The organism is Brevundimonas sp. UBA5713 (assembly GCF_002419815.1).
GTDB lineage: Bacteria > Pseudomonadota > Alphaproteobacteria > Caulobacterales > Caulobacteraceae > Brevundimonas.
The window spans coordinates 1-7306 of sequence record NZ_DIGV01000022.1; the positions used below are offsets into that span (position 1 = coordinate 1).

A 7306-nucleotide genomic window follows, 5' to 3' on the forward strand; every position below is an offset into this window, starting at 1 on the left:
GACACCGGCGGGATCGCCGCTGTCCAGCAGGCTCAGGGCGCGCGTGAAGATGGCAGCGCCTTCGGTCGAGGCGATCTCGGCCGAGGGCACAGCCTCGGCGGGCGTGGCATCCAGCGCCAAAGCCGCGATCGGCGCCATGGCCGGATCGGTCTCGGTGCCGAAGTTCAGGTTCAGGTTCTGGTCCTTGACGACCTTCAGCGTGGCATAGCCACCGCCGCCGACCACCAGCATGGCCAGCGCCGAAGCCTTCAGCGCATTGCCCAACGTGGAGCCGTCACGCGAGGCCTTGCGATCAAGTTTTTCCTGAAGAACCGACTTGCCGCCCTTTTTACGCTTCAGGCCAAAGGTGGAGCGGATAACAGGTGCGGGTTCTTCATCGGCGATGGCAGCACGGGCGCTGTCGATCACGTCGCGGGTGGATTTCAGCGGCGCACCCAGAGGATCGACCTCTTCGGTGGGCACTTCGTCGACCACCGCGTCAAAGGTCATGCTCAGCGGACCGCCCGCCTCATGCGGAGGGGTCACATCGAAGCTGTGATCCTGCGCTTCATGCTCGGACGAGGCGAAGATGGACGGGAAGTCGTCGGACAGTTCCGAAGCCGTGTCGGCCTGACCGGCTTCGTCAGCGGTCTTCGCCTCGGTCTCGGCTGCCGCCTGCGCCAACAGGCGGCTGTCTTCCTCGAGGCTCTCGTCGAGCGCGGCGTCGAGGCTGCCAAAGGGGCGCAAGGTGTCTGTGGTCGGGAATGGCTCGACGGCCATTTCGGCGGCGATGGCGTCGGCCCAGCCGGGGCTCGCCTGTGCCTCGGGCAAGGGTTCGGACTTGGCCGAGCCGAAAGCCGCCCCGCGCCAGTCACCCGGCTTGGCGTCCTGCGGCTTCCAGTCCAGCGGCGAAGCAAACAGGGAATCCGGTGCCGCCTCGGTGGCCACCGGCATCGGCTCGAAACTCAGGTCATCCGTGGGGGGCAGGGCTGCCGTCAGGCGTGGTGCCGCGTTCAGGCTGGCAGCCTCGCGCTGGGCGCGGACTTCCTTGGCCTCTTCGATCAGGCGGCGTGTGCGCTCTTCGCTCTGACGCAGACGCTCGGCCAGTTCGCCCGAGACGTCGTCGTGACGGCGCTCGAACTTTTCGGAGCTCTCGTTCAGGCGGCGACCGATGTCGTCGATCGCCTGCGACGAGCGGCGCTCGGTCTGGGCAATGCGTTCGGACAGGCGGTCCGAGATGCGGGTGATCTCTCCACCCAGTCGCTCCAGCGCCAAGGCGTGGTCGTCTTCCTGACGGGTCAGGCGCGCATCCAGCGATGCACTCTGGCGCGAGATTTCGCGGTCCAGCTTTTCGTCCAGCGTGCGACCCAGATCGGCCAGTCGCTGGTCGAGGCGGCTGTTGATGGCCTCTTCGCTGACATCACCGCCGCGCGTTTCCAGCGACTGCATCCGCCCGTTCATATTCTGGGCAATGCGCATGATCTCGTGACCCATCGCCTCAACGGCGCGGGCAGAGCGCATTTCGGCAGCGCGGGTCTGGGCCGACAGCTGGCTGATGGCCTGCTCGACACGGGCCAGACGCGTATTGTCGGTCGAGGCCTCGATCTGGCGCATCAGGTCCAGACGGTTGGCCTCGATCTGCTGGCTCAGGCTGCTGGCCAGCTGTGTCAGGCGCTCTTCGGAGACACTGCCGGTATCGCCCCCGATACGGCTGTCCAGAGCGGCGAACGAACGTTCCAGACCCTTGAGGGCCAGACCGGTCGCCTCCTGTGCGCGGTCCAGACGGTCGCGCAGATCAGAGACAGCGGCATCCTGACGGGCGGGGTCCTGAACGGTGGATTCAAGACGTTGAAGGCGCAGATGGCCGTCGCGCAATTCACGCGCGATGTCGTCCATGCGGCGGTTCTGGCGCGTGCTTTCCTCGCGGTCGCTCTCCATGCGACGCACGATGCCCGACACGGCCTGATCGACGTTCTGGATAGCCGAGGCCGAACGGCGCTCAGCGGCTTCAAGACGCTCACCCAGTTCGCTGATTATGGCATTCAGACGCTTGGCAGCTTCCGGTGCAGGCAGGTCTTCTGCCCGACGCGAACCTGCACGGCGGTCATTGGGCAGGGGGGTACCGTCGCTGTCGCCCTCGATCATGATGCGCGCGTTCAGCCACTCGCCCAGAGTCATGCCTTCGCGACGCGCCAGATCCTTGGCGATCTCGCGGGCTTTGGGGTCGATACCCTTAACGCTCCAAGGCGCAGCTGCGCTCACTGATTCGGCTCCCGAGCGACAATGGCTAAGCTTTTATCCCACATGTTGTGTGCGACTTTAGAATAACCACAATATCTGGACAAAATACGGACTGTGGCAGGGCAATTCAGGCCGTACCGTCAAATCCATGGTTAACAGAAGGTTTCTGATTTGGCAGCCCTTCATCCAGCACTTGCGCAAAGATTTTCCAGCCCCCAAGTGACAGCGCCATGAGCTTAGAACTGACACTTGCCTTGCTGGCCGCCAGCGCCCTGTTTGGCATCTTCTGCGGCTGGCGCGGTGCGCGCCCGCTGGACCTCACCAAAGGCCCGCGCATGGTGCCGTGGCGGTTCCTGATGCTGTTATGTGCGGCGCTGGTGATGCTGCTGCTGATCCACCTGATCGCCCTGCTGGGCGGCGGGCCTGTAGCCCGTCCCTACTGAGCCGAATGCGCATGAAAAAGGCCGGCACCCGCTAGGGCACCGGCCTTTCCGATAGGGTTTTGGCCGCCGAGATTATCCGGCGAAACACCAGGCCAAAACGGCCTTCTGGGCGTGGATACGGTTTTCCGCCTCGTCCCAGATCAGCGACTGCGGGCCGTCGATGACCTCGTCGGTCACTTCCTCGCCACGGTGCGCCGGCAGGCAGTGCAGAAAGACCGCGCCCTCATTGGCTTGGTTCATCAGCGCCTGATCCACCGTGTAGGGCTCGAAGGTGGCCAGACGGGCTTCATAGTCCTGATCGCCCATCGACACCCAGGTATCGGTGACCACCACATCGGCACCCTGAACCGCCTCGGCCGGATCGCTGGTCAGGAACACATGCGCCCCGCCCTTTTCCAGATCGCGCAGGTCGGGGTGGTATTCCGCCGGACAGGCCACGCGCAGCTTGAAGCCGAACTTGGGCGCGGCATGCATGAAGCTGTGGCAGACGTTGTTGCCGTCTCCGACCCAGGCGATCGTCTTGCCTTCCACCGAGCCATAATGCTCTTCGATGGTCAGTAGGTCGGCCAAGATTTGGCACGGATGCGAACGGTCGGTCAGGGCGTTGATGACCGGCACTTCGGACACGCGGGCGAAACGCTCGACGTCCTCGTGGTCATTGGCGCGGATCATCACCGCATCGACCATGCGCGACAGCACCTTGGCGGTGTCCTCGATCGGCTCACCGCGCCCCAACTGCATGTCGGCGGCATTGGCGATTATGCCCTGACCGCCCAGTTGGCGGATGGCGGCATCGAAGCTGAAGCGCGTACGGGTCGAGTTTTTCTCGAAGATCATCGCCAGAACGCGGTCCTTGGCAGGCGCGTCGGCGTCGACCTTGCCCTTGGGCCAGCCCTTGCGGGCCTCCTTGCGCGCGCGGGCGTCATCCAGAATGGCGCGCAGGTCGGCGGCATCGAGGCGGTGTATGTCGAGGAAGTGGCGGACCATTCAGGTCTCCGTACGAACAGACGTCAGGCTAAGGGACTGGCCGGATTATCCGGCCATCTGGGTGCGGGCGTAGGCGCAGGTTTTCTCCAGACGCTCCACAGCCTCTTGGGCTTCGTCACGGCTGATGTTCAGGGGCGCAAGGATACGCACCAGATTGTCGCCGCCACCGGCCACCAGCAGCTGGGCCTCATCGCGGGCCCAGCCCATGAAGTCGCGATTGTTCGGGATCAGTTTCAGACCCATCAGCAGGCCCTTGCCGCGCACCTCGGCAATCACGTCCGGATAGCGTTCCTGCAGGCCATGCAGCTGTTGTTTGAAATAGCCCGCGACTTCGTTGACGTTATTCAGGATCTCGTCCGAGGAGATGATGCTGAAAGCGGCCTTGCCGACAGCCATGGCCAGTGGGTTGCCACCAAAGGTCGAGCCGTGCGCGCCCGTGGTCATGCCCTTGGCGGCTTCGGCGGTGGCGAGGCAGGCCCCGATAGGGAATCCGCCACCCAGAGCCTTGGCGATGGCCATGATGTCCGGCGTCATGCCTGCCCATTCATGGGCCCACAGCTTGCCGGTCCGGCCCATGCCGCACTGGACTTCGTCAAAGATGATCAGCACGCCGTTCTTGTCGGCCATCTCGCGCATCCAGCGCAGGTCCTCGTCCGGCGTGGCGCGGCAGCCGCCCTCGCCCTGAACCGGCTCGAGGATGATGGCGGCCGTGGTCGGGGATTCAAAGGCCTTGGTCAGGGCATCCTTGTCGCCCCACTTCAGCTGATGGAAACCTTCCATCGGCGGGCCGAAGCCTTCGGTGTAGTTGGGATTGGCCGCGGCGTTGATGCCGCCATAGGTCCGGCCGTGGAACGAGCCGTCAAAGCCATAGATGTCGATGCGCTCCGGCTGGCCGTTGGCAAAATGGTATTTGCGGGCGGTCTTCAGCGCGCATTCCACGGCCTCGGTGCCCGAGTTGGCAAAGAAGACCACATCGGCAAAGGATTTGGAGCACAGCAGATCGGCCAGTTCGTCCTGACCAGGGATGCTGTAGATGTTGGAGACGTGCCACAGCTTGTCGGCCTGGGCCTTCAGCGCCTCGACCAGCTTGGGATGGGCATGACCCAGTGCATTGGTCGAAATACCCGACACGCAGTCCAGATATTCAGTCCCGTCGGTGGACCACAGTCGAGCACCCTGACCACGCTCCACGTTCAGCGGTGCGCGGTTGTAAACGCCCATCAGATGTCCGGACACTGGCATGCTCCATAAAAGAGAGACGGCCCCGTCGCTATAGCAACGGGACCGCTTTAGAAAAGGGGTTCGAGACTTGTCGGGCGCATTTCGACCTTAGTCAACACCATGCCCGATCAAGCGCGCCTTAGAGGCTGGCGTCGATACGGGCGACCAGTTGCGACAGGAAGCCCGAGAAGGTGACCACATCGTCGGCCTTCAGCTTGTCGATGGTGTCCTCATGGGTGTGGATGTTCTGGAATACGTCCGGCACGAAGCCCTCACGCAGGCCATTGTCCTCGCCACCGTTGAAGGCCAACCACATCTGGCGGGCACCTACGGCGTTCTGGATACCCAGCGACAGCACCGGAATGCCGGCCGCCGAGAACACCCGGTCATCGCTGGGCGGATAGACCGGGAAGGCCTCACAGTCGGTAGCGGTCTCGGCGCAGTGATGACGCAGGGTCTTCACCAGATCCTTGGACTGATCGCCATTGTTCAGGCCGTACATAACCGTCTGGCCATAGGCGGCAACGTCAACGTTCACCACGGCCTTGATGCGAGTGGCGTCAGCCTGTTCAAACCATTTGCGCGCGCCGATCAGGCCCAGTTCCTCCTGATCGGTCAGCACCACAATGATGCGATGCTTCAGCGAACCGGCCGTCTGGTTGAGCGCCTTGGCGGCCTCGACCACCGCCAGCGTGCCGCCTGCGTTGTCGACCACGCCGTGCGAGAAGGCCCCGTCGCGCAGGACCACCGCATCATAGTGGGCGGTCATGACGATGTCCGATGCGCCTTCGCCCAGCGTCAGCACAATATTGGTACCCGCCATCGCGCCGGTACGGTTATTGCCGCCTTCGAAGGCCTGCAGCGTATAGGGCAGGTTGGCGGCCTCCAGCTGACGCTTCAGCTCATCCAGACGCTCAGCGTTCGAGGTCTTGATCAGGGCTTCGGCAGCGGCGTGCACCGCGCGGGCCTGATCGGTAGATTGGGCCATAACCGGCGCGGCCAGCAGGCAGGCGGCCAAGACGGTGGACGTCAGCAGCGATTTCATTGGCATGGAGCTCCCCTTTAGGTCTGCCCAGAGGGTTAAACGAATAAAGGCCGCATCGCCAGCGCGACACGGCCTTTGAAAGGATCGGGACGGTTACGCCGCTTAGCTCTTCAAACGCCAGCCCGAGCGGAACACCAGCCAGCAGACCACGCCCATGATCACGGTCAGAACGGCGCTCATGACCAGACCGACCATCAGATTGCTCTCGGCTTGACCGATAAAGCCCGCACGGAAGCCGTCGATCAGATAGAAGAACGGATTGAAATGGCTGATGGTGTTGAACGGTGCCGGCAGGTTGTCGACCAGATAGAAGGTGCCCGACAGGAAGGTCATCGGCATGACGACAAAGTTCTGCACCGCAGACAGGTGGTCGAACTTTTCGGACCACAGACCGGCGAGCACGCCCACCATGCCCATCAGCAGCGACGAGATCAGGCCGAACCAGACGATCAGCAGAATATTGCTGATGCCCAGTTTTGCGAACGGCAGCACGCACAGGGCCGTCACCAGTCCCACCACGATACCGCGCGTGGCGGCACCCAGACTGAAACCGATGGTCAGTTCCAGCGGGCTGAGCGGCGGGGTCAGGAAATCGGTCGCCGTGCCCATAATCTTGGCCTGGATCAGGCTGGACGAGGCGTTGGCAAAGGCGTTTTGCAAAATGGCCATCATGATCAGGCCCGGTGCCACAAACTCGGCAAACGGCGTGCCGTGCAGCGGCGGACGCGCGCCCTGAAGGGCCACCACAAAGACCATCATATAGAGCAGGGTCGTCACCACCGGCGCGGCCACAGTCTGCGCCCCCACCTTCCAGAAGCGGCGCACCTCGCGCAGGTAAAGCGTGCGCAGTCCCACCCAGTTCACACCGGCATAGCGGCGGGGCTGGTGATGGGCGGAAAGTGTCGTCGGCTTGGCGTCAGTGTGGCTCATAAACGGTCAAATGCCCCTCGAAATGGCGTTTCGCAAGGCGCCCGCTGTTATTCGGACCCAAATAAAGTTGAGTCAAAATAGGACATTAACCATACTACATCTGGTTTCTGTGGACAGGCGAATTCCTACATATTGCGTGTTTTAAGCGGTGATTTACGATTGGCGCCACTGAGGAGCGTTATTTCTGACGTTCTGACACAAGATATTGAATCCGATCCCCCGGAGGGTGGCATGAACGCAGGCTGGACTGAAGATCGCGTAGGCGCTCTGAAAAAGCTGTGGCTTGAAGGCCAATCGGCCTCCCAAATCGCAAAAGCACTGGGCGGTGGCGTAACCCGCAACGCCGTCATAGGTAAGGTACACCGTCTGGGTCTGTCGGGCCGTGCAGCGCCGTCGCAACCGGCCCGCACCAGCTTCCGCACCACGCGCCCCAGCAGCACCAAGGCCGCCTCGGCTGCCG

7 protein-coding genes are annotated in these 7306 nt (G+C 63.0%); 2 read left to right on the forward strand and 5 right to left on the reverse strand.

Translation table 11 applies throughout. The features are described from left to right. The coding region (locus tag B3B04_RS05680; RefSeq protein ID WP_292040852.1) for a hypothetical protein at nt 1-2241 on the reverse strand (2241 nt) is incomplete at its 3' end. A 209-nt stretch (nt 2242-2450) separates the two neighbouring features. Here B3B04_RS05680 and B3B04_RS05685 point away from each other — a divergent pair. Next, the gene (locus tag B3B04_RS05685; protein ID WP_292040853.1) at nt 2451-2663 is read left to right on the forward strand and encodes a hypothetical protein; all 213 of its coding nucleotides are present in this window, start codon (nt 2451-2453) and stop codon (nt 2661-2663) included. Nucleotides 2664-2735: 72 nt separating this feature from the next. Here the strand turns inward: B3B04_RS05685 and argF are convergent, their stop codons facing one another. From argF to B3B04_RS05705, 4 genes are all read right to left on the reverse strand, one after another. Next, entirely contained in the window at nt 2736-3650 is a 915-nt protein-coding gene (gene argF / locus B3B04_RS05690; RefSeq protein WP_292040854.1) for an ornithine carbamoyltransferase, read from the reverse strand. A gap of 45 nt (nt 3651-3695) precedes the next feature. Further along, a complete protein-coding gene (locus B3B04_RS05695; RefSeq protein WP_409516073.1) occupies nt 3696-4892 on the reverse strand; it encodes an aspartate aminotransferase family protein in 1197 nt (398 codons plus the stop codon). A gap of 118 nt (nt 4893-5010) precedes the next feature. Further along, complete coding sequence (locus B3B04_RS05700; protein WP_292040857.1) at nt 5011-5922, reverse strand: M28 family metallopeptidase; 912 nt, start codon at nt 5920-5922, stop codon at nt 5011-5013. A gap of 96 nt (nt 5923-6018) precedes the next feature. Continuing rightward, complete coding sequence (locus B3B04_RS05705; protein WP_292040860.1) at nt 6019-6846, reverse strand: ABC transporter permease; 828 nt, start codon at nt 6844-6846, stop codon at nt 6019-6021. A gap of 231 nt (nt 6847-7077) precedes the next feature. Between B3B04_RS05705 and B3B04_RS05710 the strand changes: the two genes are divergently transcribed. Continuing rightward, on the forward strand, nt 7078-7306 hold a 229-nt coding region (locus B3B04_RS05710), incomplete at its 3' end, for a GcrA family cell cycle regulator (protein WP_292040862.1).